Source organism: Streptomyces sp. NPDC055239, from assembly GCF_053606205.1.
The window spans coordinates 130,391-154,861 of record NZ_JBSGRD010000005.1 but is presented as its reverse complement, the minus strand read 5'-3'; the positions used below and the strand labels follow the sequence as shown (position 1 = coordinate 154,861).

Genomic DNA, 24,471 nt, shown 5'->3' with positions numbered 1-24,471 from the left:
ATAGCTCAACTTGAATGCCGAAGGGGAGATCATGACTTCTGAGTCCAAGGCGTCCACACCACTTACGCTGCCCGTGCTGCCGCTCGACGACGAGGTTGTCCTGCCCGGCATGGTGGTTCCGTTCGACCTGTCCGACGCCGACGTACGCGCCGCCGTCGAGGCCGCCCAGGCGGCGGCCCGCTCCACTGGCAGCAGCAAGCCGCAGGTCCTTCTTGTTCCGCGCATCGACGGGACGTACGCCGCGACCGGCGTCCTCGGCACCGTCGAGCAGGTCGGGCGTCTCTCCGACGGCGACCCCGGCGCCCTCATCCGCGGCCGTTCCCGTGTGCGGATCGGCGCAGGGACGACCGGGCCGGGTGCCGCGCTCTGGGTGGAGGGGATCAAGGTCGAAGAGACCGTTCCCGATCCCCTGCCCGGCGCCGTCGCCGAGCTGGTCAAGGAGTACAAGGCCCTCGCCACCAGCTGGCTGAAGAAGCGGGGCGCCTGGCAGGTCGTCGACCGCGTCACGCAGATCGAGGACGTCTCCGCCCTCGCCGACAATTCCGGCTACTCACCTTTCCTCTCCACCCAGCAGAAGATCGAGCTCCTGGAGACCGACGACCCGGCCGCCCGCCTCAAGCTCGCCACCGAGCAGCTGCGCGAGCACCTCGCCGAGCAGGACGTCGCCGAGTCCATCGCCAAGGACGTACAGGAAGGCGTCGACAAGCAGCAGCGCGAGTTCCTGCTGCGGCGCCAGCTCGACGCCGTGCGCAAGGAACTGCGCGAGATCAACGGCGAGCAGGACGGCGAGGAGTCCGACGACTACCGCACGCGCGTCGAGGCAGCCGACCTCCCCGAGAACGTCCGCGAGGCCGCCCTCAAGGAAGTCGACAAGCTGGAGCGCTCAAGCGACCAGTCGCCCGAGGGCTCCTGGATCAGGACCTGGCTCGACACCGTCCTCGAACTCCCCTGGAACGAACGGACCGAGGACGAGTACGACATCAAGGGCGCCCAGAACGTCCTCGACGCCGAGCACGCGGGCCTCGAGGACGTGAAGGAGCGCATCACCGAGTACCTCGCGGTGCGCAAGCGGCGTGCCGACCGCGGACTCGGGGTCGTGGGCGGCCGTCGTGGCGGCGCCGTGCTCGCCCTCGTCGGTCCGCCCGGCGTCGGCAAGACCTCGCTCGGTGAATCCGTCGCGCACGCCATGGGCCGCAAGTTCGTGCGGGTCGCCCTCGGCGGCGTACGCGACGAGGCGGAGATCCGCGGACACCGTCGTACGTACGTCGGCGCGCTGCCCGGACGCATCGTGCGGGCCATCAAGGAGGCCGGGTCCATGAACCCGGTCGTGCTCCTCGACGAGATCGACAAGGTGGGCTCCGACTTCCGCGGCGACCCGGCGGCGGCCCTGCTCGAAGTCCTCGACCCGGCGCAGAACCACACCTTCCGCGACCACTACCTGGAGGTCGAGCTCGACCTGAGCGACGTGGTGTTCCTGGCCACGGCGAACGTCATCGAGGCCATCCCCGAGGCGCTGCTCGACCGTATGGAGCTGGTGCGCCTCGACGGGTACACCGAGGACGAGAAGGTCGTCATCGCCCGCGACCACCTGCTCCCGCGCCAGTTGGAGCGGGCGGGCCTGAAGACGGACGAGGTGACCCTGGACGAGAGCGCGCTGCGCAAGCTCGCGGGGGAGTACACCCGGGAAGCGGGCGTAAGGAACCTGGAGCGGTCCGTGGCGCGGCTGCTCCGCAAGGTCGCGGCCAAGCACGAACTGGGCGAGCAGGAGTTGCCGTTCACCGTCGGCGAGGACAACCTGCGCGGTCTCATCGGGCGCCCGCACCACGTGCCCGAGTCGGCGCAGGACCCGGCCGAGCGGCGCACGGCGGTGCCGGGCGTGGCGACCGGGCTCGCGGTCACCGGCGCGGGAGGTGACGTCCTCTTCGTGGAGGCGTCGCTCGCCGATCCGGAGACCGGCGCCGCGGGACTGACCCTGACCGGTCAGCTCGGCGACGTGATGAAGGAGTCCGCGCAGATCGCGCTCTCCTTCCTGCGCTCGCGCGGCGCCGAACTGGAGCTGCCCGTCGCCGACCTGAAGGAACGCGGCGTGCACATCCACTTCCCGGCGGGCGCGGTCCCCAAGGACGGGCCGAGCGCGGGCGTCACCATGACGACCGCACTCGCGTCGCTGCTCAGCGGCCGTCTCGTCCGTACGGATGTGGCCATGACCGGTGAGGTCTCGCTGACCGGGCGCGTCCTGCCGATCGGCGGCGTCAAGCAGAAGCTGCTCGCCGCGCACCGCGCCGGGATCACCACGGTGATCATCCCGAAGCGGAACGAGGCCGACCTGGACGACGTACCGGCCGAGATCCTGCAGAAGCTGGACGTGCACCCGGTGACGGATGTCCGCCAGGTGCTCGACCTGGCCCTGACCGAGGCCGAGGTGAGGGTTCCGGCCGCTGCGTGACGGAGGTGGCCGGTGAGTGAGGGCCCGGGACCCTGTAAGGGGTTCCGGGCCCTCCCACGCACAGGGGGGCTCAGCCGTTGGCGAGTGCCTGCACCCGGTCCAGGGCGCCGTTGAACTTGTTGTGGTCGCCGACCGTCGGGCCCGTGGAGGTGTACTGCCACATCGTCTGGAAGCCCCACCCGGCGGGCAGCTCGCCCGGAGAAGTGTTGTAACGGGCGATCCAGAGCGGGTTGTTGGCTGCGAAGCCTCCGTAGTTGCCGGTGCAGTCCTTCCACCAGCTGGTGGCCGTGTAGATCACGGCGTCACGTCCGGTGCGCGCCTTGTACTGGTTCAGGAAGTCACGGATCCAGGTGACCATCGCGGACTGGGACTTGCCGAAGCAGGCCGCCCCGTACGGGTTCCACTCGATGTCGAGCGCGCCAGGCAGCGTCTTGCCGTCCCGCGACCAGCCGCCGCCGTTGTCCACGAAGTAGTTGGCCTGGGTGGCGCCGCTCGTCGTGTCGGGCGTCGCGAAGTGGTAGGAGCCGCGGATCATGCCCGCGTTGTACGAACCGTTGTACTGCTGGGCGAAGTAGGGGTTCTTGTAGTACGTGCCTTCGGTGGCCTTCACATAGGACCACTTCACGCCGCTGTTCCAGAGCGTCGCCCAGGCGACGTTGCCCTGGTGGCTGCTGACGTCGACGCCTTCGGTCTGTGCGGCGTCGCGACCGGGCGGGAGACTGCCCTGCCCGTCGTGCTCGATGACGCCCTGGCCCATGCGGGCCGTGCCGCGGGCCGGTACGTCGTCACCGCCGGCGGCCTGTGCGGCGCCCGGCAGGGTGAGGAGGAGGGAGAGGGCGGAGAGGACTGAGAGCAGGATTCCGGCCGCTGACCAACGAGAGCGGCGGGGCGTTCCGGGTCTGTGCACGGGCATGTGCGTGCCTCCGTTAGGCCTCGATTGAGCTCGATGGAGCTCGTGGGGGGACCTGTCGACAGGTTCGTGGTGTGAACATGTCACGTACGACGCTACGCACGTAGACCCGTGGCTGGGAAGGGGTTCTTGTGCCTGCCGTTGGTCTACTCCTGCGGCGGCGTCCTCGGCGTGGTTCCACAGGGCGTTACGAAATACTGGTCGAGCTGCGGCGATGGAAAATTCTCATGATCCGGAAAGAAAGCGTGCCATGGGTGCTGAAGTGCACGAGGGCGAGAACGACGGACGAGTCGACGTGAACGATGGTGGGGCCGGCATGGGCAGGCAGGGCGTGGAGAGGCTGGTCGACCGCGAGTTCCTCTCCCTGGAGCGGGAACTGACCCTGCTCCTGCGCCGGGCACGTGCCTCGTCCGGCGAGATGGCGCGCCAGGTCCACCCCGACCTGGAACCCGCCGCGTACGGACTCCTGGTCTGCCTCGACGACTCGGGCCCGCAGCGGGCCACGCACCTCGCCGCGTACATCGGCGTCGGCAAGGCGACGATGAGCCGGCAGCTGCGGGCCCTGGAGGAACTGGGCCTCGTCGCCCGCGAGCCCGACCCCGCCGACGGCCGGGCCTGGCTCGTCCACCTCACCGAGGAGGGCGGGACGCGGTTCCGCGAGGTCCGGGCGGGGCGCAGGGAGCGGTACGTGCGGCAGCTCTCCGGGTGGGACCGGGCGGAGGTGGCGGAGCTTGCGCGCTTGTTGCGTCAGCTGAACGAGTCCGCGGAGTCCTGAGCGCCCGAAAGGGCGCGAGGCTCTGACATGTGCGGCTTCGCCGCGTGGGCGCGACCAGTCACGAAGTACCCGCGGACGAGACCCGGGCTCTCGCCGGGGCGGACCCCGGGTCACCACTCCGCGTAAACGACCGCCGCGTCGTCATGCCGCTTGCCTCGGGGGAACGCCGCGCGATCGGCGTCCGCGCGCTCCAACTCCCGCACCCGGTCCACCAGGCGCTGCGGCCCGTCCTTCTGCAGCAGCTCGAAGCATTCCGTCCAGTCGCCCGCGCGGAACGTCTCGACCCAGCGGCCGACCCCGTCCGTCAGGGCCGCCACCGCGGACACCTCCGCGCGGGGCGACGTGCCGGTGATCGCGCGTGCCGCCGCCGACGGGTCCGCCGCCGCCGTGAAGAAACCGCCCTCCGCGTTCCGCAGGGCCTCGACCGCGGCGCCGTACGCGCGGCCCGCGACCTCGCGTTCGGCGGAGCCGCGGGGCAGCGCGCGGACGGCGTCGCGCATCTCGCGGACCCTCGGCGGCAGTACCGAGAGGCGCTCGTCGAGCACCGGCGTGACCGAGCCGTCCGGGCCCGCGAGCAGGAGCGCGGAGTCGGACAGGACGAGGTGCTCGACCCGTTCGTCGTCCCAACGCACCAGAACCACGGTCGCCTGAGGTGTACGTGAGTGAGAAAGGTCACAGGTTTGACAATGGGCGTCCGCGGTGCGCACGATCGCCGCCGCGAGGACCTCAGTGAGCGTCATATCCCGTCGCGAAACGGACAGTTCCCCCAGTGCGCCTCCGAGTCGCGCCGTGAACCAAGGGACGGAATGCAGACAGCCGTCATCTCCGGCAGGCGGAGTCACTCCGTCGAGAAGGACGAGCGATCCACCCTGTCCGGATGCGGGAAGCATGACCGCGGCATAGTCCTCGTTGGGGCGTGCGGGGTCTCCGGGCTCGGTGGCGAGTTCGATACGCATTCCGTCAGTCTGCACGAGGCCTTCACAAGGTCACCCGGCGGTCGAAGACAGGCGGGGATCGGCCCGGACCAGCAGGTCAGACGCCGGATTTCGGTCGGAATAATCACTTCCGTCGGCGTGTGGCGGCGCATCCTGCCAAAGCCTGCGGTCGGCGTCCAACCGGCCCGCCGTGGCCGGTACTTTCGGTCCACGTCGGGACTTGCTCGCCAACTCCCCGCCGATGTTCACTCCTTCGGGTGGCCAGGCATGTGATGCACGACTGCCACCCATCGGCACTGGAAGGGTCTGGAGCCGTACCGGGGGGCGCGTGTGTTGACGGATCGTCACCCGGGCTCATGGGCAGACGAAGAACAAGAATGCGAGCACCGGTGCAGAAGATGCGGCCTGGGCGCAAGGGCAAGCAGACGGCTCCTGAAGGGGCCACGCCGGGCGCGACCACCCCTACGGAGCGTTCGCCCGAGCATGCGGCGGGAGAGAGCGACGCGGCTGAGAACGCGGCGGCAGGGCACGTAGCCGGACAGGACTCCGCGGAGACGGAGAAGCCTGTCGCGCAGCCCGTCGGTGCAGGCCCCGAGCCCGTCGGCGCAGGCCGCCCCGAGCCCGTCGACGCAGACCCCGCGAAGGCTTCCAAGCCACTGCCGCAGTCCGTGCAGCAGCCCGCGAAGCCCGTACAGCCGGTGAAGTCCGTCAACTCCAAGCCCACCAAGCGCGTACGCAATCGGCTGATCGTCGCCGTCGCCGTCGTGGCCGCCGCGATCGCCGGCGCCGGAGCGCCCGCCATCGTCGCCGCCTCCGGACAACTGAGCGACGCGCAGAACCTGGTGACCCTCGCCGAGCGCACCCAGGACGCCGTGTCCCTCGGTCACTCGCTGGCCGACGAGCGCGACGAGGTCACCTCGTTCATCGCGTCGGGCCGCCCGCAGGGCAAGGGGCTCTCCGAGAGCCGCAGCGCCCGTGTCGACCGTCAGGTCGCCGAGCTGCGGACGATCGGCGGCTCACTGTCCCTGCGCAGCGAACTCGACAACATCGGCGCCGTCCGCAGAGCGGCGCTCACGGGCAAGAGCACTGCTCTGGAAGCCCACACGGCGTACTCGAAGGCCATCACCGAACTGCATGGCGTCACCCGCGAACTCGCTGAGAAGACCCCACCCCGCGCGGGCTCCGGCGCCTACGCGCTCGCCGACCTCGACCACGCCGTCGAGCAGGCGGCAAGCGCCCGCGGCCTGCTCCTCGCCACCCTCGCCGTCCCGCGCTCCACGGAGACGAACACCGCCGTCGACCCCGTCACCGGCCTGCCCACCACGGTGGTCGACGACGCGACCTCCGCCTACAACAAGCGCCGCGACGGCCTCAGCGCCGCCGCCCAGCAGGCCCACGTGCGCGAACAGGCGGCCATCGCCGACTTCCGGGACGCGGCCACGGACGGTGCCCGCGGCACGTACGACTCGACGGTCACGGGCAGCGAGGTGACGACGGCGGAGCAGTACCTCTCCCGCCTCACCGACCAGCCCACGCTCTCCACCGCCGAGCAGGGCTACGACCGCAAGAAGCTGGACACCGCGCTCTCCGCCCGCATCGAGATGATGCGCGGCGCCGAGTCCGCGCTCACGGTGCAGCGGACCAAGGACCTCGCCAAGCTGCGCGACGACGACGTGACGGCACTGGAGATCCGCGTCGCGCTCATCGGCGTCACGCTGCTCGTGGCGGTCGGCGTCTCCATGGGCATGGCCCGCAGCCTGACCCGCCCCCTCGCCGTCCTGCGCATCGGCTCGGCCCGCCTCGCCACCGAGCCCGCGCCCCAGGAGCCGATCCGCTTCACGGGCCGCGACGACGAGTTCGCCCAGGTCGTACGGTCCGTCAACGCGCTGCACGAGCACGCGGCGGCCCTCACCGAGCGCCTGACCACGCTCGAAGCGGACCGCAAGCACCTCATCGGCCAGCGCACGTCCATGGCCGACGAGCGCGAGAAGCTGCGCGCCGAACTGGCCGAGGCCGCCGCCCACTTGGAGCGGGTGCGGCAGTCCATCCACGGCACGTTCGTCAACCTGGCCCTGCGCACCCTGGGCCTGGTCGAGCGGCAGCTCGCGGTCATCGAGAACCTCGAGGACCGCGAGCAGGACCCCGAACGCCTCGCCACGCTCTTCAAGCTCGACCACTTCGCCACGGTCATGCGCCGCCACAGCGAGAACCTCCTGGTCCTCGCCGGGGCCGAGCACGGCCACCAGCACCCGGGCCCGGTCCCGCTCGTCGACGTCGTACGCGCCGCCGTCAGTGAGATCGAGCGGTACGAGCGGGTGCGTATCGCCACGCTGCCGCCGCACGCGCACGTCGCCGGCTTCGCCGCGGACGACATCAGCCACCTGGTCGCCGAGCTCCTGGAGAACGCGACCTCGTTCTCGCCGCCGGACGCCTCCGTCGAGGTCTCCGGCTGGCTCCTGGAGAGCGGCGAGGTCATGCTCTCCGTGCAGGACGAGGGCATAGGGGTCACGCCGGACCGCATGGACGAGCTCAACACCCGCCTGGCTCAGTTCCGTCCGGACGACGCGTACGACCAGGAGAGCGGGGACGGGCTCGGGCTCGGCCTCTATGTCGTGGCCCGGCTCGCCGCGCGGCACGGTGCGCGCGTCCGGCTGCGCGAGCAGAAGCAGGGTGGCATCGCGGCCGTCGTGGTCCTGCCGAAGTCGATCCTCGCCGCGGCACCCGCGGTGGGTACGCCTCCGGTGGGTGTTCCGGTCGCCGGGGCTGCGCCCGCGCTGCATCTGCCCGGCTCCGAGGCCGAGGCGAACTCCAATGTGCTGCCGGGGCGTACGGCGGGGGCTGTGGCGACCGCCCCCGACGCGGATCCGCTGATCGCGGCGGCGGAGCAGGCGGTGCGTGAAGCGGAGCCCGAGGTTGAGCCCGAGCCCGAGGTCCAGGTTGAGCCCGAGCCCGAGGCTTCGCCCGAGACGACCATGGAGCTCGTCCTTCCGCCGGTCCCGGAGGCCCCCGAGGACGACGCTCCCGCCCCCAAGTGGGAGCGCGTCACCGACAAGGGGCTCCCCAAGCGCACGCCCAAGATCACCGCACCCGAGCCCACCGTGCCCAAGGCGCGCAGCGGCTCCGTGGACGCCGAAGCGCTGCGCAAGCGCCTGGGGGGCTTCCACCAGGGAGCGATAAGCGGCCGTCGCGACGTAGAGGCCGAACTGAACGACCGCAACGACGAGACCAACGAGACCAACGAGTCCAACACCACCAACGAGACCAAAGAGAGCAAAGGGACCGAAGAAACCATGGGGGACACAGTCGAGGAGGCAAGTAGTTGACTGCGCCCATGCGCTCACCCGGTTCATCCACCGGAAGCAGTACTTCCACCGGCGGTGCGAGAACCGCCGGGTTCGGCCTGAGCAGCGAAGCACGCAACCTGCACTGGCTGCTCACCAACCTCGTCGAGGACGTGCCGGGGCTGCTCTCGGTAGCCGTGGTCTCCTCCGACGGACTGCTCCTGCTCTCCTCCGACCCCGCACGCAACAACGAGCAGGCGGTCGACAACAGTTCGGGCCCCAAAGGCTCCAGCGCGGACCTCGCCACCATCGTGTCCGGTGTCGGTTCCCTCTGCATCGGCGCCTCCAAGCTGATGGACTCGGGGCCGGTCAAGCAGACGGTCGTCGCCATGGAGGAGGGCAGCCTCTTCGTGATGTCGATCAGCGACGGTTCGCTGCTCGGTGTGCACGCCACCCCGGACTGCGACATGAGCGTCGTCGCGTACCACATGGCCCTCTTCGTGGGCCGCGCCGGGCATGTCCTCACCCCCGAACTCCGCAGTGAACTGCGCCAGTCGATGGAGAGCGTCCGATGAGCAGTAAGCCCGGCAAGCTCCCCCAGCGGGGCGGCGATCGCAAACCCGCCCGAGTACGCCCGTACTCGCTCACCGGCGGGCGCACCCGATTCGGTCACGTCCTGCTCGTCGAGACGTTCGTGGCCGCGCTCGAGGCTCCCGAGGAGCGCCGCGAACTGCCGCAGGGCGACGCCATCGCCCGCGTCATGCCGGAGATGCGGGCCATCGTCGAGATCTGCCGCCGTATGCGTACGGTCGCGGAGATCGCCGCGCTTTTGAAGATGCCGCTCGGCGTGGTCCGCGTGCTGCTCAGCGACCTCGCAGACCAGGGAAAGATCCGCGTGTACGGGACGGGCCACGGCCCGGGACAGCCGGACCGCGCGCTGCTGGAAAGGGTGCTGAGTGGACTCCGCCGTCTCTGACCTCCGCCACCCGGGCCCCGACCCGGACGAGAACCTGCAAGCCTGGCAGACGGACCGCACCCGGGCCCCGATCGCGACGAAGATCGTGGTGGCGGGCGGTTTCGGCGTCGGCAAGACGACCCTGGTCACCTCGGTCTCCGAGATCACGCCCCTCCAGACGGAGGCGATGATGACGCAGGCGAGCGAGGGTACGGACGACCTCACGTCGACCCCGGACAAGACCACGACCACGGTCGCCATGGACTTCGGCCGGATCACGCTCGACGACGACCTCGTGCTCTACCTCTTCGGTACGCCGGGGCAGCAGCGCTTCTGGTTCATGTGGGACGACCTGGTGCGCGGCGCGATCGGCGCCGTCGTCCTCGCCGACACCCGCAGGCTCGCCGACTGCTTCCCCGCGCTCGACTACTTCGAGAGCTGTGGTCTGCCGTACATCGTGGCCGTCAACCACTTCGACGGCACCGAGGAGTTCGAGCCCGCGGACGTCCGCGACGCACTGACGGTCCCCGCGCACATACCGGTGCTGATCATGGACGCGAGGCAGCGGATCTCGGCGATCGAGGCTCTGCTCTCGCTGGTCGGCCACGCCCTCGAAACAACCCCCGAATAGCTCTTTCTGGTTTTACCAGTACGTAGGAGAAGTAGCCGCATGCGGAAGATACTCGTCGTCGGAGCTGGTCAGGCCGGGCTCCAGATCGCTCTCGGACTCCAGTCACAGGGGTACGAGGTCACCCTGATGTCCAACCGCACGGCGGACGAGGTCAGGTCCGGCCGTGTCATGTCCACGCAGTGCATGTTCCACACCGCGCTGCAGCACGAGCGCGACCTCCAGCTGAACTTCTGGGAGTCGCAGGCCCCGAAGATCGAGGGCGCAGGCGTCTCGGTGGCAGGGCCCGACTCCTCCCGCGTGATCGACTGGGTCGGCAAGCTGGACGGGTTCGCCCAGTCCGTCGACCAGCGCGTGAAGATGGCGGGCTGGATGGAGACGTTCGCGCAGCGGGGCGGCCAGCTGGTCATCCACGGTGCGGCGGTCTCGGACCTCGACTACTTCTCGCGCACGTACGACCTGGTGCTCGTCGCCGCGGGCAAGGGCGAGCTCGTCTCGATGTTCGAGCGGGACGCCTCGCGCTCTCCTTACGACACGCCGCAGCGCGCCCTCGCCGTCTCCTACGTCCACGGGATGGGCGTGCGGCCCGAGCACCCCGAGTTCGATGCGGTGCGGTGCAACCTGGTGCCGGGCGTGGGCGAGCTCTTCGTCATGCCGACGCTGACGACGTCCGGGCGCGCGGACATCCTCTTCTGGGAGGGCCTGCCCGGCGGCCCCCTCGACGTCTTCCAGGGGGTCAAGGACCCCTCCGAGCACCTGGCGCTGACGCTGGAGCTCATGGAGAAGTTCACGCCGTGGGAGTACGCGCGGGCGACCAAGGTCGAACTGACGGATGCGGGCGGCACGCTGTCCGGCCGCTATGCGCCGACGGTCCGCAAGCCGATCGGGCGGCTGCCGAGCGGCGGTCTCGTCCTCGGCGTCGCGGACGTGGTGGTCGCCAACGACCCGATCACGGGTCAGGGCTCCAACTCGGCGTCGAAGTGCGCGGCGTCGTACCTCTCCTCCATCGTCTCGCACGGCGACAAGCCGTTCGACGAGGAGTGGATGCAGTCCACGTTCGACGGCTACTGGGAGACGGCCCAGCACACCACGAAGTGGACGAACGCGATGCTGTCGCCGCCGCCGGAGCACATCCTGAACCTGATCGGCGCGGCGGGCCAACTGCAGCCGGTGGCGGATCGTTTCGCGAACGGCTTCAACGACCCGACGGACTTCGAGAACTTCTTCTACGACCCGAAGAAGACGGGCGCGTACCTGAGCTCGCTCTCCGGGGCCTGACGGTCGCCCGACCTGCGGCTCCTGCTCCCCGTTCTGGGGCCCGGGGCTTGCCTCGAAGCTGGCCGTGCGGCGTCGGCTCCGGATCACCACGAAGGGGCAGCACCCTGTGCGGGGGTGCTGCCCCTTCGGGCATTCTCTGCGGAGACTGTCAAGCTAAGCCGCTGAGCAGGCAAAACGGCGTTTGCTGGCGTTGGTTGCCGTTGAACCCGCCTGAAGCTGTTGTGCCCTCAGGGGGCGGAGCGGCTCCCGACTGCCAATGGCTGGCAGCTACTTACGCAGGACGACCTTCACTGCACCGAGGGCGTAGATGCTGACTGCGGCGACGGGGCGAAGCCACTGCGGCTCCTCGGGTGCCGCAAGGCTGGTCACGAGCGCGACGCCACCAGTCGCGTAGATGCGCGTCGGACTTAGGGCCACCGGCCCGGTAGGCGGATTGGGCTGTGCAATGCTCATTGGTACCTCCTCTGGGAGTGCGGTCGGCTTCTTTTGGTAGGGAGCGCCGACCGCTGTAGGGGATCAGCGGGGTGCCGCCTCAAGTCGGCACCCCGCTGGATCTCGCCCGTTCGGGCGACGTTCATCACCGTACGCGACCGTCGTCTTGCGTCTCGACGTTCGCGATTTCCGAAGGAAATGTCATACACGCAAGCCCGTGACCTGCGGTTACCCGGCCGGGCGGCCGGGTGGGTGGGTGGGCTTTGTGGCGCAGCGAGGGGGCCTGCACCGATCACGCTCCGTGTATAGGCGTAGGTGGATGCGCTTGGCAGTGCGAGTTAAATACCGTCACCGTGTGTTACGCCTTCGACCGTCACACTGCAAAGGTAAAGATTCAGCAAGGCGGGGCGGTCGAACGTACAGGCGGAGCCGCAGCTCGTCCGTTCGCGCTGGACTGGTTGGCTGACGGTCGCGAGCCGTTGGGAGGGCAAGTGCCCTGTCGTACCTGCCCCGTAGTCTCCACGCATGGGAAAAGGGGCCATCTCGCGCGAAGACATCCTGAAGACCATGCAGGAGTACGACGATCTGGGAGCCGAGAGGTTCCTGGAGCTGTACGAGTTCAAGCCAGCCCGGAAGTTCCTCATCCTGCACGAGGGCAGGGAGTACGACTCCAAGGCCGTGGCAGGAGTAGCGCACAAGCACTCCCAGGGCAGGGCGCTCACCTGGCGGGAACTGAGCGGCGGCGTGGGCCATGCCGTCGACTGGCTGAAGCGTGAGGGTTTCCGGATCGGGGTGTCACGTAGTCCCAAGTGGACCCGTGACGAGCTGGTGCTGGCCTGCGATGTCGTTGCCCGGAACGGCTGGCAGGGCCTCTCAGCCTCAGACCCGCGAGTGGCAGAGCTGTCCGACCTTCTGCAGTTGCTCTCCGCCTACCCGCCGGAGCAGCGCGCGGCCGAGTACGGCAATCGCAACGGCGCGGCATACAAGACGCTCAACATCGCCAGCTTCCACCCTGACTACAAGGGCCAGCCTACGAACGGCGGGCAACTGGACCGCGAGGTGCTGCAGGACTTCCTGGACCGCCCGGCAGACATGGCGCGGGCAGCTGAGCTACTGCGTGAAGGACTGCGCTCTGGTGACCTTCAGCCTGTACCGCTGCCTGAGGACGAGGAGTTGGACGATGACGTCAGCGCGCCTGAGGGGCGTGTGCTGTATCGCCGTCACCGCACACGCGAGCGCAACAAGGCTCTTCGCAAGAGGAAGATCGCCTCAGTCCTCAAGCAGGGCGGCACTCTGTCGTGCGAAGCGTGCGGCTTCGACTTCGCCAAGGTGTACGGCGAGCGGGGCGAGGGCTACATCGAGTGTCATCACGTGGTGCCGCTCCACGTGGCCGGTGAGGGCACCACGAGACTGGCCGATCTCGCGCTGATCTGCTCGAACTGCCATCGCATGATTCACCGCAGTGCGCCGTGGCCCACGCCGGCCGAGCTGCGCGTGCTGGTCCAAGAGCAGACGAGCAAGAGCGGAGCAGGGCTGCTGCCTGTGCCCCGCCCGGTGACAGAACCGGCTGGAGCGTGATGTTCGGGGCGAGCCACGAGGTGGCGAGGGGCGTTAGGGGGCGGCGTGCAGTCGAACGGTGAGTTGGGCGTGGGCCTTAGCCCTACGGAGACAGCGGCCCTCCTGCTGGGCAAGATTCGTCAAGGCAACGGCTATGCCCGCGACAGGAAACAGCGGTTTCGCCGAAGCGCCTCGGTGATCAGAATGGTGACGATGGCACTGTCCGCTGCGTCCACCATCATCCTGGGTCTGCAGAACCTCAACACGTGGGCTGGCCTTGCCTTTGCCTTGGTGGCCCTAGGGACGTTGCTGGGAGCCGTCGAGCCGTTCTTCAACTGGCGCTCCCGGTGGGTGCTGATGGAGGAAACGCAGTACCGGTTCCAGCGTCTCGCCGATGACCTGGAATACCTCGTGGCATCGACGGCCGCAGGGGATCTGACGCATGACAATATTGAGGCTATTTTTAATAGATACCAGATGATTTGGGATGATCTGAGTCGAACTTGGCTAGAGCATCGCCGGGAACCGGCGTCGCCTCCTAGTACCTAGCTCCTGCTCCGATACTCGCCGCGGGCTGGATCGATTGGAGGGCCTCTTATGCCGATGACCAGCGAAGGAGTGGTCGATACTGGTCGTTGTTGGTCGGCCTGAGGCACCCTCGGGCGGCCCACAGGCGGCCCGGCAAAGGTTGGTTAGCTCCGGCCGTGCGTCTTGCGCTCCAGCTCGTTCAGTCGGCCGAGAGCCGACTGAACGTCGATTTGCGCTATGCGCGCCAGCTCAGCCGTCTTCTGCATCTGTTCGAGGTCACGGGCATCCCGCAGAGTTGTTGCCCGTTGCTGGCGTACCTCTTCAACCCCGCCGAGGAATCTCGACTACCTGGGCGGGCGGCTCGGCAACTTAGTCGCGGCCCTTCCGGCGCTTCTTCGAACTGTGCAGGAGCTAGAGAACCGTGCGGGACGCCGGGGTGAGGATCGCCACGACTGCTGGGTCCGTCAGCTACGTGCGAAAGCTCATCGTCGAATTCTTGAGGCTAGGCTCGGCGACATGGCTGACTTCATGCAGGTGTCGACGGCGACCGAGACCCGTGATCAGGCAGTGGCTCTGGCTCGGTCGGTGGTGGCGGATCGGCTTGCCGCCGGGGCGCAGATCGTGGGGCCGGTGGTCTCCGTCTTCTGGCACGCGGGGGAGTTCGGTACCGGGGAGGAGTGGCAGCTTCTGTTGAAGACGCACGCCGACCGGTACGCCGAGTTGGAAGCTCACCTGCTGGAGCACCACCCGTGGAAGAACCCTGAGGTATCGGCCGTTCCGATCGTTGCCGGGGCGGATGCCTATCTGCGATGGGTGGCCACTACTACCGGCCCGCTCCCTTCCGAGTAGCGTCTCAGGCCCTCGCCTTCTCCAGCACATCGGCGACCTCGGGAAGTGTTCGGTGGTCGCCGAGACGCCGCAGGACCGGAGTGAGGCGCTGCCGTGGGCGGACCGACGCCACCCCGGCGGACAGGTCCAGGGCTCGGCTGGTGGCCTTGGCGGACTGTTCCACCTCGCCTGCGGTGAGGTACGAGTCGGCCAGCCACGACAGGTACAGGCTCTTGTCCCGCGCATGCGTGTCGTCGTACTTCGCGAGTGCCGCTTCCAGCGTGGGGACAGCGCGCAGCGGGCGCCGTAGTTCCGTCCAGCATCGGCCGCTCATGATCTGCAGCTCGTTCTGGTCGACCCACGCGACCCAGTCTGGTTGGGGAGATCCATCGATCTCGTCCAGTGCTGATTCTGCCGCGACGAGGGCACGTTCGGTCTCAGCCGGGAGCCCTGCCAACGCGTAGGCCCATGAGCGGCGCTCGTGCAGCAGCGCGCGGACTCCGGGGGCGGCGCCGGGTCCGGCCGTGTCGCATGCGCGGGCGGCTATTTGGATTCCGGCTGCTCGGTCTCCGTTCACCGCCTGGTAGGCGAGGAAGGCGAGCGCGTTGCCCGCAAGGGCGGTGTCCTTTGCGTCGACCGCCGCTGTGTGGCTGTCCTCGTACAGGCTGGTGGCGTCGTGGTGCTTGCCCCCGTCGAATGCGGCCCAACCGGCTTGCTGTGCCTGCTCGGCGAGCACGGAGAGCAATGATCTGCCGGTCTCCTCGTTGTAGGTGCAGTCACGGAGCAGGGCCTTCGTGGCCTGGTACTCGCCGAGATAGACGCGGTAAGTGTCCCCACCGCCCAGTACGTCGTCGAGGCGGCGCAGACGTGCCGTGCGCTCGCGTAGCTGCTGGGGGAATTCCTTACTCACTCGGCGTCCGGTGACCGGTCGAGTGAGGTCGGGCATGCCAACTGCCAACCCCGTGAATGTCGATGCCTTGATGAACTCCCTACGCCGCACTTCGTCTCCGTCTCTGTGGGTGGCGGTGGCATGTACAGGCAGGGGCAGTTCACGGCTTGGGGCGCCCGGGGTCTCCCACTTCCGTGGAGCGAGGCCCAGAGCCGCTCCGGGAATGCGCAGGGCATCGGCGATCTGCGCGATCTTCTCGAACGTCGTGACACTGCCAAGACCGCGCGCCAAGGCTCCAACGCGCTCCGGCTTGATGTCGCATTCGGCTGCGATCTTCGAGTAGCTGATTCCTGCCTCGCTCCGCGCGAGGCGGAACACCTCGCCGAAGTCGTGGGCTGCGATCGCAGAGCTCATCCCCGCGTGATCCAGGAGTTCGCGCGGTAGCGCGGTCATGGGTTCGTAACCGGTCATGAGATGCCCCGTCGCGCCTATTGGTGACAGCGTGTCGCATCGGCCGAACAATCAGCCTACCCATCATGGGGATACCCACGGGCGGGAAGGCAACAGCCTCATCCTGCAGGACGGTTGGAGCGATCAGACCCCCGCGACCGAGCGACCGGTCCGGGGGCATGGCCTACCTGAGAGCGCAGGTCGACATGCCGGACTGTATCGCCCAGATCTTCGAGCCCCTGTTGCGGCTCCTGGTGCCTCGGCCGGGGCACCACCGGCCTCGCCGGCCTCGCCTGATTCATGGGGTGGAGGTGACGGTATGACCTCTCACATGCAGAGGGCGCGGCTGTTGCCGTGGTCGACGGTGGACGGTAACCCCTGCTATCTGGTGGGGAGTGCCACCGGTCGCCTGTCCAAGGTGGCTGACAACATCGAGAGCGTCCAACTCGGTATGGCGGGCGTCCTTCTGAGGCACGCGGGCGACATGCTCGCCAACCCCAGGGTCACGCCTGAGGAAGTCCGATTCGTGGCCGCCCGGCTGACGGAATCGCTGCGAGAGGTTCGGCGGATCGCGGAGAGCCGGGGAGATCGCTTGTCCGAAGTCGACTATGCCGATGCGGACGACGGTGACGACGGCGGTCCGCAGCTTGCGGCGGAGGCGTTCGGGTGAGCGCGGGCAGCTCACACCGGGGCCGATTCCTGCCGGTCGAGTGGACGCTGACGGCCATGCCCACCCTGCGCGTGCGCCACGTCGGCAAGTGCTTGACGTGCGGTGAGCACTCGACGGACACGGCCGATCCGGATGAGGCACAGCTGTGGTGCCTCAGGCACGCGGGCATGACCCGGCATCCCGGCTATGAGATGTCGGCGTTCCAGTTCTTCTCCGCCAGGATCACTGATCCTGTGGTGGGTGAGAGCAGCCTGCCGGCATAGAGCGGGGGGTGGGGACGCAACCGGCACCTACGCCGGGGGCGCCCCCGCTCGGCTGTAGCCCGCGTCCCCGCCCTTCATCGCCCCGCGAGGCAGCTTCGGTGGGGTGTAGCCCTTCATGGAGTCCGCCGAGGGGTCCGGACGTACCGCCCCCAGCAGGGGGTTCGCCGCGATGGGGGAGACCTTTACCCGTGAACCGGGCCGGGGGGCCTGGATCACCATGCCGTCGCCCAGGTAGATCGCCACGTGCGTGGCCTTGGGGAAGTAGACGATCAGGTCTCCCGGCCGCAGCTTGCGGAGAGAGACTCGCCGAAGTTGCGCCCACTGCTCCTGCGACGTACGCGGGATCGTCTTTCCGGCCTTCGCCCATGCCTGCGACGTGAGCCCCGAGCAGTCGAAGGACTTGGGGCCCTCCGCGCCCCACTTGTACGGCTTGCCGATCTGCCGCACCGCGTAGTCAAGCGCCGAATCCCCTCGCTTGGACGGCGGTCGGGACGGGGCGGAGCCCGCAGCTCCCGGAGAGCCCGCAGATTCCGGAGTGCCGCTCAGTGAGCCCGAATCCAGGAACTTGCGCTGCGCGTCCGCCATCCCCTCCTCCTCCGCCCGCGCCAGGTCCGCCAACTGCTCCGTGCTCAGCGAGGCGAGCAGTTCCTCGACCTCCTTCAGCTGCCCCTTGACCGTGTTCCGCTCCTCCTTCTGCTGGGCGGCGAGGGCGACTTGGGAGGCCAAGGCGCTCTTGGCCGTGGCCGCGAGCGTGGATGCTTTCTTCTCGCCGCCGACGAGGCGCCGCACCGTCGCCGCCCGCTCCGCCGCCACCCGGCCGATCACATGCCCCTGGTCGAGGGCCTGCTGCGGGTCGCGGGCCAGGAGGAGGCGTACGTAGGGGGAGATTTCCGTGGTGCCTTGGTACTGCTGCCGTGCGAAGCGGCCCGCCGCGCCCTTGCCGGCGTGCACCGAAGTGCGGGCGCGGGCCAGGCTGCCGTTCAGGCGGGTGACCTCGGCGCGCTGCTCCTTGAGCTTCTCCGCCGTCGCGTTGTACGTCTCCGTCGACTCCTCGGCCTTCCGGTAAAGCCCCTGAAGGTCTGTCAGGAGTTCGGAGACCGGGCGCGCCGTGGCGGCGTCGGGTTCCGGGACCGCGTATGCCGGAGACGCCGTCGCCAGCAACGCCCCGACCGCAGTTCCCGTACCGACCCACCGCAGCAGCCTGCCTGACATGCCATCACCTCCGGCGCGCGGCGGTAGGTCCGCCCCGCACCGCGAGCATCGGCCGCCCCGGCGCGGCCCGCCTCCGGAAGGTGCGCGGGCGGCGCAATGCGGTCACTCGTCCAGGGCCCCACGGCGCGCCGCCCTTGCCCCGGAGGGACTTATGCCGCCCCGCCCGGCTTCGACCACGGCCACTTCAGCCCTGACCCGGCCTTGTCGCCCTCGGGGTCGTACTCGTACTTCCAGCCCTGGTGCAGCCCGAGCCGCCTGCCCGGCGCCTTGGCCACCCGGCGGTACACCAGCACCGTCGCAGGGCCGCCCGCCTCGTCCGGCACCGGGACCCGGTACACCTTCGGGGGATGCCCTGTCGGGCCGAGCAGGATGGGCAGTACGCGGCCGTCCAGGGGGCCACCCACGAAAGGGGTGTCTTCGCTCTTCACCTGATCAGTGTCACAGGACCAGCGTCACAGCAGGTGCGCCGCGTCGCTCACCACCGGAAGGACCCGCCGGGCGAGCGAGCCCGCGGGGCCGTCCGCCGTCTCCATGGCCAGTGCGCCCCGTACCGCCTCCGCGGTCTGCGGGTCGCGGCCCGCGGAGGCCACCAGGACCGCCATGAACTGCTCGACGAGCCAGTCCCGCAGTTCGTCGAGCGACGGCTGCTTCTCCTCGTCGAGCCAGATCAGGGACGCCGCCTCGACGGAGGTGATCCACATCCGCACGGTCATCTTCAGGCGCGGGCCCGTGGCGCCCACGACCTCCAGGTGGCGCAGGATGTGATCGGCGGCCGTCCTGCGCACCTCGTCCACGATGGCGGTCGTCCGCGAGGTCTCCACGACGCTGCCGCCCTGGAGGAGCGCGCTGAAGCCCGCGTCGTGCTGGTCGACGAAGGCGAGGTAGCGGTCGAGGGCGTTCGCGAGGCGCTGCGTGAGCGGGCCCTCCGGCGGCTCGTCGAAGCACTGCTCCAGCTCGTCGGCGGCGGAGCGCAGCGCGGCCTCGTACAACTGCTGCTTGCCGCCCGGGAAGTAGCGGTAGACGAGCGGCCGGGAGACTCCGGCCGCCTCCGCGACGTCGTCGAGGGAGACCTCGTCGGGTGCGCGCACCGCGAAGAGGGACAGGGCGGCCTCCTTGAGCTGCCGCTGCCGCTCTTCGACACTGAGGCGCCGGTACGCGCGGGTGGGAGCAGGCGAGGTCATGCCTCGCAGCGTATCCGCCCTGTCGAACAAACGCGCCGGAACCCTGCGTACCCCCTTCACCGCGACAGCTGTGGCGGGGACCACAGCGACGACAGCTACGCGAGCAGCCCCGAGCTCTTCCACAGCCGCCGCCCGGCGCCCCGCAGCACCCCGATGTCGTCCAGGAAGTCCGTCAGGCGCTTGGCTCCGGTCTGCATGATCTCGCGGCGGTGCGCACTCGCCTTGACCTGCGCCATGGCCTCCCGCCTGTCCAGGCCCACGTTCGTGTAGACCTCGGGGTTGATGAAGGCGATGGAGAAGACGCGCGCGAACTCGCCGGAGGTGAGGCGCGTGAACTCCTGGGACCAGCGCGGCGCCGTCACCATCTGGCGCCGTAGCTCCTCACGGGCGTACCGGACGTGGCGCGCCTCCTCCACGACGTGGATCCGCGTGACCCCGCGCACGAGGGTCTGGACGCGCTCGTCCGGAAACGTGAGGCGCTGCATCCAGTCGAGGATCTCCTCGCCGAGCAGCGTCGCCGTGAACGAACCGGGTGTCGTCGAGATGGTCTTGAAGAGGCGGCCGAGGTTCCGGTGCACGGTGCTGACCGGGTAGTACGGGGTGTCCCCGCGGGTGATCAGGCGCGCGAACATCTTCGAGTGTCGGCACTCGTCCTCGATCTCCGTCAGCGCGTAGCGCACGTGGGAGCTGGTGGCGGGCTTGTCGTAGATGTGGCGTACGAGCAGCTGCATCAGGATCAGTTCGAACCAGATGCCGAGCGAGGCGAGCGCGGCGGCCTCGTGCTGGGAGAGCGCGATGCGCTGCTCCTCGCTCATCCGCTGCCACATCGGCGTGCCGTACAGGGAGAGCAGCTCCGGGGGCCAGAACCACTTGCCCTCCTCGAACGGCGCCTCCCAGTCAAGTTCCTTGTCGGGGTCGAAGGAGTGCTTGGCGGAGGAATCGAGCAGCCGCTCGGCCACCTGCTCCCGGTCCTTGAGCAGTCCCAGCGCGTCCCGCAGCCCTTCGATCGCCGCGTCCTCCGTGATGGTCGTCATGGCTCTGCCCCTGCCTCGTCGTCAGAGTTACCGGCGGTCACGAATTATGAGACTGCCTGTCAGCAAGGCCGTCAATCCCTTGCGCACGACTTGTTGACCTCGCGTCTACGAACGTGTGAGCCTGCCAATTACCAAGCAGTACAAGGCAGTCGAAAGCAGTACCACGGCAACACCAGGCGATTACGGAGAAGACCGAGGCCAATTCTTAGGAGCCGTCAGTGTCGACGCACGAGCTGTACACGCACGCCCCGGACGAGAACATCTGGCAGATACCGGCGAGCGGCGCGGCCCGCTTCAGCTGGGAGTACGACGAGGGCCGCGCCCGGCTGCTCGCCCTCTACCAGAAGGGCAAGGACAAGCAGTGGGACGGTGCCAAGCGCATCGCCTGGGATCTGGAGGTCGACCCGTACGACCCCCTGGGCACCCCCGACGAGTCCATGTCGCTCTACGGAACCCGCCACTGGGACAAGATGACCGACCGCGACAAGGGCGAGCTGCGCAAGCACTACGCCTCCTGGCAGTTCAGCCAGTTCCTGCACGGCGAGCAGGGCGCGATGGTGTGCGCGGCCCGCATCGTGGAGTCCGTCCCCGACCTGGACGCCAAGTTCTACTCGGCGACCCAGACCATGGACGAGGCACGGCACGCAGAGGTCTACGGCCGCTTCCTGCACGACAAGATCGGCATGCTCTATCCGATCAACGACAACCTTCAGTCGCTGCTCGGCGACACCCTGCGCGACTCCCGCTGGGACATGCCCTACCTCGGCATGCAGGTCCTCATCGAGGGCCTCGCGCTCGCCGCCTTCGGCATGATCCGCGACACGACGGACAAGCCGCTGCCGAAACAGATCCTCGCGTACGTCATGCAGGACGAGGCCCGTCACGTGGCCTTCGGCCGCATGGCCCTGCGCGACTACTACAAGCAGCTCTCCGACGCTGAACTGCGCGAGCGTGAGGAATTCGTCATCGAGGGCTGCTACTTGATGCGCGACCGCCTGCGCGGCGTCGAGGTCCTGGAGAACTTCGGCATCCCCAAGGCGGAGGCCGAGGAGTGCAGCGAGAACTCCGAATTCCTCGCCCTCTTCCGGCAGTTGCTCTTCAGCCGCATCGTGCCGTGCGTCAAGGACATCGGCCTGTGGGGCAAGCGGCTCCAGGAGGCGTACGTCGACATGGGTGTCTTCGACATGGGCAACGCCAACCTCGACCAGCTGATGGCCCAGGACGAGGAGATCGCCGAGAAACTGGACGCGGAGCGGTTCGCGGCGGAGGAGGGGGAGCGGGTGGCGGAGGTCGAGAACATGATCGCCTCGGGCGGCGCTCCGAACCCCTGACACCGGGTGACGGGGGGTCCCGCTCTACGACCCCCCGAGCACCGCCTCCATCACCGCCTTCGCCACCGGCGCCGCGCTCCCGCCGCCGCTGATGTCGCCCCGGTCCGCCGCCGCGTCCTCGACCACCACCGCCACCGCCACCGACGGCTGTCCTTCGCCGGATTTCTGGGCCCAGGAGATGAACCAGGCGTACGGCGTGCCGGAGTTGTCGATGCCGTGCTGTGCCGTGCCCGTCTTGCCGCCGACCGTCGCGCCGGGGATCGCCGCGTTGCCGCCCGTTCCTTCCTCCACCACGTCCGTCATCAGCTCCCGCAGCTGCATCGCCGTGGCCGGGTTCATCGCCTGGTGGAGGGATTCGGCGCCGGTGCTCTCCACCACGTCGCCGTCGTCGGTCGTGGTCTCGTCCACCAGGTGCGGGGACTCGACCTGGCCGCCGTTGGCCACCGCCGCCGACACCATCGCCATCTGCAGCGGCGTCGCCCTCGTGTCGTACTGGCCGATCGAGGAGAGCGCGAGCTGCGCGTCGTCCATCGACGTGTCGAAGTTGCTCGCCGCCACCGACGAGGGGATCTTCAGGCCGGTGTCGTTGAAGCCGAAGTTCCGTGCCGTGCCCAGCATGTCGCTCAGGCCGGTGTCCGCGCCCAGCTTGGCGAAGACCGTGTTGCAGGACCACTCGAAGGCGTAGCGCAGGGGTGCGTTCGTGCAGCCGTCGACCTCGTTCGTCAGCTGCGTGCTCGTGCCGGGCAGCGTGTAGGGGTTGGGGGACTTGGTGGCGGCGTCCAGGTCCGTGACCGTGCCCGCGTCGAGCGCCGCCGCGGCCGTCACCACCTTGAACGTGGAGCCCGGCGGGTACGTCTGGCGGATCGCCCGGTTCAGCATCGGCTTGCTCGAGCTGCCGTTCAGCGAGGCCCAGGACTCCGCCACCGACCCACTGGTGCCGGAGAGCCGCCCGGGATCGTACGAAGGGGTGCTGACCAGGGCGAGGATCTTCCCCGTCGACGGCTCGATCGCGGCCACCGCCCCCTTCTTGCCGCCGAGCCCGGCGTACGCGGCCTGCTGCGCCGCCGCCTTGATCGTGGTCCGCACCTGGCCGCCCGGGTTCTGGGTACGGCTGATGTCGTTCCACAGCGGGAGCGGCGCCAGCATCGGATCGGTGCCGGAGAGGATGTCGTCCTCGGCGTTCTCCAGGAGGGTGGTGCCGTAGACCTGCGAGGCGTAACCGGTCACCGGTGCGTACAACGGGCCGTTCGTGTACGTCCGTTCGTAGCGGAGCTGCTCCCCGGTGTCCTTGGACCCGGTGACCGGGCGGCCGTCGACCATGATGTCGCCGCGCGGCTGACCGAAGCGGGTGATGGCCTGGCGGCGGTTGGCGGGGTTGTCGTCGAAACGCCCGGCCTGGACGACCTGGACGCGGGTCGCGTTCACGAGCAGGGCGATCAGGAGCAGCGCGCAGAACGCGGCGGCATGGCGGATGTACCGGGTCACGCGTCCTCCTTCCGGGGCTTCAGGGGCCCTGCATTCAAGGGCCCCGTGAGCTGGCCGCGCGCCGAATCGCTGATCCGGATGAGCAGCGCCACGATGATCCAGTTGGTGACGACCGACGAACCGCCCTGCGCCAGGAAGGGCATCGCCATACCGGTCAGCGGAATGAGCCCGCTCACTCCGCCCGCGATCACGAACACCTGGAGCGCGACGATCGAGGCGAGCCCCACCGCGAGCAGCCGTCCGAAGGAGTCCCGCAGGGCGAGCCCGGCCCGGTAGCCGCGCTCCACCAGGAGCGCGTAGAGGAGGAAGATCGCCGCGAGACCCGCGAGGCCGAGCTCCTCGCCCGCCGTCGCCAGGATGAAGTCGGACTTGGCGGCGAAACCGATGAGGATGGAGTGCCCGGCCCCGAGCCCGGTCCCGAGCATCCCGCCTGCCGCGAACGCGAAGAGGGACTGAGCCAGTTGGTTGGGGCCCTCGCCCGCGTCGATGGAGGCGAAGGGATGCAGCCAGTCCTCGACACGGCTGTGTACGTGGGGTTCGAGCGAGCCCACCGCGAACGCGCCGACCCCGGCGAGCACCAGGCCGACCGCGATCCACCCGGTGCGCCCCGTGGCGACGTACAGCATGACCACGAAGAGCCCGAAGAAGAGCAGTGAGGTGCCGAGGTCCCGTTCGAGGACGAGGACCCCGACGCTGAGCAGCCAGATGGCGACGATGGGCCCGAGCACGCGCCCGGTCGGCAGCTGGAGCTTCGTCAGTCTCCAGACCGTACGGCCGGTGTAGGCCAGCGCGTTGCGGTTGGCGGCCAGGTAGCTGGCGAAGAAGATCGCGAGCAGGATCTTCGCGAACTCGCCCGGCTGGATGGAGAATCCGCCGACCCTGATCCAGATCCGGGCGCCGTTCACGGCAGGGAAGAAGATCGGCACGATCATCAGGACGAGGGCGGCGACGACGCAGATGTACGCGTACCGCTGGAGGACCCTGTGGTCGCGCAGGATGAGCACGACGCCGATGAAGAGCGCCACGCCGACAGTGGACCAGACGAGTTGCGTGAGCGCCGCCTCGTCGCCGGGGGTCTCCAGGTCGAGCCGGTAGATCAGGACGAGGCCCAGGCCGTTGAGGAGCACGGCGATCGGCAGGAGCAGCGGATCGGCGTACGGGGCGCGGAAGCGGACCGCGAGATGCGCCAGGAGCGCGAGCACGCCGAGCCCGGCGCCGTAACCGGCGGCGCCGGGCGGGACGGTGCCGTTCTTGGCGAGGCCGACGTCGCAGTAGCCGTAGACCGAGAGCAGGACGGCCATGACGGTCAGGGCGACTTCGGTGCCACGGCGCCGGGGTACGCGGACAGCGGGTACGGACGGGGGCGCCGCTGCTGTTCCGGTCATGCCCGGAACGTAGCAAGC

At 69.0% G+C, this 24,471-nt stretch carries 23 protein-coding genes; 13 read left to right on the top strand and 10 right to left on the bottom strand.

Features of this window, described 5'->3' with window-relative positions:
* Positions 1-31 precede the first annotated feature (31 nt).
* Positions 32-2,446 (top strand): endopeptidase La, encoded by a 2,415-nt coding sequence (gene lon / locus ACWFRJ_RS18915; protein ID WP_453531608.1) that lies wholly within the window; start codon positions 32-34, stop codon positions 2,444-2,446.
* A gap of 70 nt (positions 2,447-2,516) precedes the next feature.
* Here lon and ACWFRJ_RS18910 read toward each other — a convergent pair whose 3' ends face one another.
* Positions 2,517-3,359: a lysozyme gene (locus ACWFRJ_RS18910; protein WP_453531605.1), complete on the bottom strand. Its 843-nt coding sequence runs from the start codon at positions 3,357-3,359 to the stop codon at positions 2,517-2,519.
* Positions 3,360-3,606: 247 nt separating this feature from the next.
* Between ACWFRJ_RS18910 and ACWFRJ_RS18905 the strand changes: the two genes are divergently transcribed.
* Positions 3,607-4,131 (top strand): MarR family winged helix-turn-helix transcriptional regulator, encoded by a 525-nt coding sequence (locus tag ACWFRJ_RS18905; RefSeq protein ID WP_453531602.1) that lies wholly within the window; start codon positions 3,607-3,609, stop codon positions 4,129-4,131.
* A gap of 110 nt (positions 4,132-4,241) precedes the next feature.
* Here the strand turns inward: ACWFRJ_RS18905 and ACWFRJ_RS18900 are convergent, their stop codons facing one another.
* Positions 4,242-5,087, bottom strand: a complete 846-nt coding sequence (locus ACWFRJ_RS18900; protein ID WP_453531599.1) for a protein phosphatase 2C domain-containing protein — start codon at positions 5,085-5,087, stop codon at positions 4,242-4,244.
* Positions 5,088-5,443: 356 nt separating this feature from the next.
* On the opposite strand from ACWFRJ_RS18900, the gene ACWFRJ_RS18895 reads away from it, so the two are divergent.
* Genes ACWFRJ_RS18895 through ACWFRJ_RS18875 form a run of 5 tightly spaced genes read left to right on the top strand, consistent with a single transcriptional unit; the run spans position 5,444 to position 11,208 of the window.
* A complete protein-coding gene (locus ACWFRJ_RS18895) occupies positions 5,444-8,389 on the top strand; it encodes a nitrate- and nitrite sensing domain-containing protein (RefSeq protein WP_453531596.1) in 2,946 nt (981 codons plus the stop codon).
* Complete coding sequence (locus tag ACWFRJ_RS18890; protein ID WP_453531593.1) at positions 8,386-8,922, top strand: roadblock/LC7 domain-containing protein; 537 nt, start codon at positions 8,386-8,388, stop codon at positions 8,920-8,922. The genes ACWFRJ_RS18895 and ACWFRJ_RS18890 overlap by 4 nt, the downstream gene beginning before the upstream one ends.
* Positions 8,919-9,323, top strand: a complete 405-nt coding sequence (locus ACWFRJ_RS18885) for a DUF742 domain-containing protein (protein ID WP_389903243.1) — start codon at positions 8,919-8,921, stop codon at positions 9,321-9,323. The genes ACWFRJ_RS18890 and ACWFRJ_RS18885 overlap by 4 nt, the downstream gene beginning before the upstream one ends.
* Entirely contained in the window at positions 9,304-9,933 is a 630-nt protein-coding gene (locus ACWFRJ_RS18880) for a GTP-binding protein (protein WP_453531590.1), read from the top strand. Before ACWFRJ_RS18885 ends, ACWFRJ_RS18880 begins: the two co-directional genes overlap by 20 nt.
* Before the next feature lie 39 nt (positions 9,934-9,972).
* Positions 9,973-11,208 (top strand): styrene monooxygenase/indole monooxygenase family protein, encoded by a 1,236-nt coding sequence (locus tag ACWFRJ_RS18875; RefSeq protein ID WP_453531587.1) that lies wholly within the window; start codon positions 9,973-9,975, stop codon positions 11,206-11,208.
* A gap of 267 nt (positions 11,209-11,475) precedes the next feature.
* Here ACWFRJ_RS18875 and ACWFRJ_RS18870 read toward each other — a convergent pair whose 3' ends face one another.
* Positions 11,476-11,661, bottom strand: coding sequence for a hypothetical protein (locus ACWFRJ_RS18870; RefSeq protein ID WP_453531584.1), 186 nt, complete (start codon positions 11,659-11,661; stop codon positions 11,476-11,478).
* Positions 11,662-12,165: 504 nt separating this feature from the next.
* Between ACWFRJ_RS18870 and ACWFRJ_RS18865 the strand changes: the two genes are divergently transcribed.
* From ACWFRJ_RS18865 to cutA, 3 genes are all read left to right on the top strand, one after another.
* Positions 12,166-13,218 carry an HNH endonuclease gene (locus ACWFRJ_RS18865; RefSeq protein WP_453531581.1) on the top strand — a complete coding sequence of 351 codons (1,053 nt, stop codon included), beginning with the start codon at positions 12,166-12,168 and terminating at the stop codon, positions 13,216-13,218.
* Between the two features lie 45 nt (positions 13,219-13,263).
* Positions 13,264-13,746: a DUF4231 domain-containing protein gene (locus ACWFRJ_RS18860; protein WP_453531578.1), complete on the top strand. Its 483-nt coding sequence runs from the start codon at positions 13,264-13,266 to the stop codon at positions 13,744-13,746.
* Between the two features lie 495 nt (positions 13,747-14,241).
* Positions 14,242-14,574, top strand: a complete 333-nt coding sequence (cutA, locus tag ACWFRJ_RS18855) for a divalent-cation tolerance protein CutA (RefSeq protein ID WP_453531576.1) — start codon at positions 14,242-14,244, stop codon at positions 14,572-14,574.
* Positions 14,575-14,578: 4 nt separating this feature from the next.
* Here the strand turns inward: cutA and ACWFRJ_RS18850 are convergent, their stop codons facing one another.
* Positions 14,579-15,913, bottom strand: coding sequence for an XRE family transcriptional regulator (locus tag ACWFRJ_RS18850; protein ID WP_453531573.1), 1,335 nt, complete (start codon positions 15,911-15,913; stop codon positions 14,579-14,581).
* A 298-nt stretch (positions 15,914-16,211) separates the two neighbouring features.
* On the opposite strand from ACWFRJ_RS18850, the gene ACWFRJ_RS18845 reads away from it, so the two are divergent.
* On the top strand, positions 16,212-16,562 hold the full coding sequence (locus tag ACWFRJ_RS18845) for a hypothetical protein (protein ID WP_453531571.1): 351 nt from the start codon (positions 16,212-16,214) through the stop codon (positions 16,560-16,562).
* Positions 16,559-16,825 carry a DUF7848 domain-containing protein gene (locus ACWFRJ_RS18840; RefSeq protein ID WP_453531568.1) on the top strand — a complete coding sequence of 89 codons (267 nt, stop codon included), beginning with the start codon at positions 16,559-16,561 and terminating at the stop codon, positions 16,823-16,825. Before ACWFRJ_RS18845 ends, ACWFRJ_RS18840 begins: the two co-directional genes overlap by 4 nt.
* Before the next feature lie 27 nt (positions 16,826-16,852).
* Here ACWFRJ_RS18840 and ACWFRJ_RS18835 read toward each other — a convergent pair whose 3' ends face one another.
* The 4 genes from ACWFRJ_RS18835 to ACWFRJ_RS18820 all read right to left on the bottom strand — a co-directional run bounded on the left by ACWFRJ_RS18835 (position 16,853) and on the right by ACWFRJ_RS18820 (position 20,252).
* Entirely contained in the window at positions 16,853-18,037 is a 1,185-nt protein-coding gene (locus ACWFRJ_RS18835; RefSeq protein WP_453531565.1) for an NlpC/P60 family protein, read from the bottom strand.
* Positions 18,038-18,186: 149 nt separating this feature from the next.
* Positions 18,187-18,465 carry a hypothetical protein gene (locus ACWFRJ_RS18830; RefSeq protein ID WP_453531562.1) on the bottom strand — a complete coding sequence of 93 codons (279 nt, stop codon included), beginning with the start codon at positions 18,463-18,465 and terminating at the stop codon, positions 18,187-18,189.
* A gap of 24 nt (positions 18,466-18,489) precedes the next feature.
* Positions 18,490-19,218 (bottom strand): TetR/AcrR family transcriptional regulator, encoded by a 729-nt coding sequence (locus tag ACWFRJ_RS18825; protein WP_453531559.1) that lies wholly within the window; start codon positions 19,216-19,218, stop codon positions 18,490-18,492.
* Positions 19,219-19,313: 95 nt separating this feature from the next.
* Positions 19,314-20,252, bottom strand: coding sequence for an AurF N-oxygenase family protein (locus tag ACWFRJ_RS18820; protein ID WP_453531556.1), 939 nt, complete (start codon positions 20,250-20,252; stop codon positions 19,314-19,316).
* 218 nt (positions 20,253-20,470) lie between these two features.
* On the opposite strand from ACWFRJ_RS18820, the gene ACWFRJ_RS18815 reads away from it, so the two are divergent.
* Complete coding sequence (locus ACWFRJ_RS18815) at positions 20,471-21,583, top strand: ferritin-like domain-containing protein (protein ID WP_453531554.1); 1,113 nt, start codon at positions 20,471-20,473, stop codon at positions 21,581-21,583.
* A 24-nt stretch (positions 21,584-21,607) separates the two neighbouring features.
* Here the strand turns inward: ACWFRJ_RS18815 and ACWFRJ_RS18810 are convergent, their stop codons facing one another.
* Positions 21,608-23,068: a penicillin-binding transpeptidase domain-containing protein gene (locus ACWFRJ_RS18810; protein WP_453531551.1), complete on the bottom strand. Its 1,461-nt coding sequence runs from the start codon at positions 23,066-23,068 to the stop codon at positions 21,608-21,610.
* Positions 23,065-24,453, bottom strand: a complete 1,389-nt coding sequence (locus ACWFRJ_RS18805) for an FtsW/RodA/SpoVE family cell cycle protein (protein WP_453531548.1) — start codon at positions 24,451-24,453, stop codon at positions 23,065-23,067. The genes ACWFRJ_RS18810 and ACWFRJ_RS18805 overlap by 4 nt, the downstream gene beginning before the upstream one ends.
* Positions 24,454-24,471: the final 18 nt, after the last annotated feature.